This window comes from Kitasatospora sp. NPDC004289 (assembly GCF_053602875.1).
This window is the reverse complement of sequence record NZ_JBSGEL010000181.1, coordinates 1-1,647: the sequence shown is the minus strand read 5'-3', so window position 1 is coordinate 1,647 and position 1,647 is coordinate 1. Positions and strand designations below refer to the sequence as shown.

The window sequence follows — 1,647 nt, the reverse complement described above, 5'->3', positions numbered from 1 at the left end:
ACGTCCTTCTTCTGCTCGGTGCACGCGGTCAGCGCGACTCCGGCCACGGCGACGGTGAGCAGCGCGGCGAGGTGCGAACGGCGGACGGACATCAGAGGACTCCACGGGTGGATCGGCATCGAGAAACGAGCAGGTCGCCGCCCATAGGGACGACATTAGGTTAGGCGTACCTTAGTTCAGGGGTCGGCCATCCGTCTACATCGCCGTAGTCACCACACGATCCATCCGGGCGTGCCCACGGACGAGGAGTGGTTGGCTACCGGCAGGCGAAGGGGCTTGAGTCTCCATCAGGGGGAGACACGAAGGTGGGGGCATGGACGGCGACACGCTCTACTCGATCGGCGAGCTCGCTCGGCGGACCGGTCTCACGGTGAAGACCATCCGGTTCTACTCCGATCGCGGAATCGTGGCGCCGACCGACCGCAGCCCGGCCGGCTACCGCCGCTACACCATCGACGCCGTCGCACGCCTGGACCTCGTACGGACCCTGCGCGAGCTGGGACTGGACCTCCCCACGATCCGCAAGGTCGTGGACCGCGAGCTCGCGCTCCCCGAAGTCGCCGCGGCGCACGCCGAAGCACTGGCCGTGCAGATCCGCGTCCTCAGCCTGCGGCGCGCGGTGCTGACGGCGGTGGCCGAGCGCGGGTCCACACCCGAGGAGACGGAACACATGCACCGACTGGCCCAGCTCTCCGAGGACGGACGCCGACGTCTGATCGGCGACTTCCTCGACGCCGTCTTCGGCGGTCTCGACGCCGCCCCCGCGTTCGCGGGGGCCATGCGCTCGATGACCCCCGAGCTGCCCGACAACCCGGAGGAGGAACAGGTCCAGGCCTGGATGGAGTTGGCCGAACTGTCCCTGGACCCGGATTTCCGCGCCGCCGTGCGACGGATGGCCGAGGAGCAGGCAGCCGAGCAGGCCCTCGGCGGCACGACGATCCCGCGCCGCGACATCGCGGCAGCCGTCCGCGACCAGGTCGGCCCGGCCCTGACGGCCGGCATCGACCCGGCCTCGCCCCGGGCCGATCCGATCGTGGCGGCGCTCACGGCGCACTACGCGCACCTCCTCGGCCGCCCGGACGACGTCGAGCTCCGCCGGCGGCTGGTGACTCGACTGGAGAGCGTGAACGACCCCCGCCGGGAGCGGTACCTCCAGCTCCTCGCGGTGGTCAACGGCTGGTCGGCCCCGGAGAGTCTGGCACCGGTGCTCGACTGGTCCGTCCAGGCCCTGCGCGTCCGGACACGGCAGTGACGGTTCGGCTGCCCGGGCCGTGTGCCGGCAGTTCCCTCGACGGCCGGTGCGCGAAGTGAGCCCAGGCTCACCACACCTGCGTCCCGATCGGCGGTCAGCGGGCCCGGATCACCTCGGCGGCGAGTTCGACGTACTCGTGGAGGCCGTAGGCGACGGCGACGGCCGCGACGGCGCACGTGACCACCGCCAGCACGAGGCCGAGAGCGGAGGCCCGGGCGGAGGCCGCCTCGGGCCGCACCGGCACCGGACCGAGAAGGGCCTCGACCCGCTGCGGCACCGGCCCGCTGCTCACCGCGAGCAGCGGGCCGCGCCGGGGGCGCTGGTGCTGATGCCGGACGGGGTGCACATCACGACGGAGGGTGTGGCGCGGTACTTCGGGGTCGGGGAGACGGTGA

The 1,647-nt window shown here is 72.1% G+C and carries 2 protein-coding genes; one reads left to right on the top strand and one right to left on the bottom strand.

Going from position 1 to position 1,647, the window contains the following annotated elements:
• Positions 1-313: 313 nt before the first annotated feature.
• Positions 314-1,252, top strand: coding sequence for a MerR family transcriptional regulator (locus ACWEPF_RS39900; RefSeq protein WP_452176529.1), 939 nt, complete (start codon positions 314-316; stop codon positions 1,250-1,252).
• A gap of 94 nt (positions 1,253-1,346) precedes the next feature.
• Here the strand turns inward: ACWEPF_RS39900 and ACWEPF_RS39895 are convergent, their stop codons facing one another.
• Complete coding sequence (locus ACWEPF_RS39895; protein ID WP_452176528.1) at positions 1,347-1,544, bottom strand: hypothetical protein; 198 nt, start codon at positions 1,542-1,544, stop codon at positions 1,347-1,349.
• Positions 1,545-1,647 lie beyond the last annotated feature (103 nt).

Coding starts and splice junctions, on each gene's coding strand:
- ACWEPF_RS39900 (WP_452176529.1), top strand. CDS start 314: ATGGACGGCGACACGCTCTACTCGATCGGCGAGCTCGCTCGGCGGACC.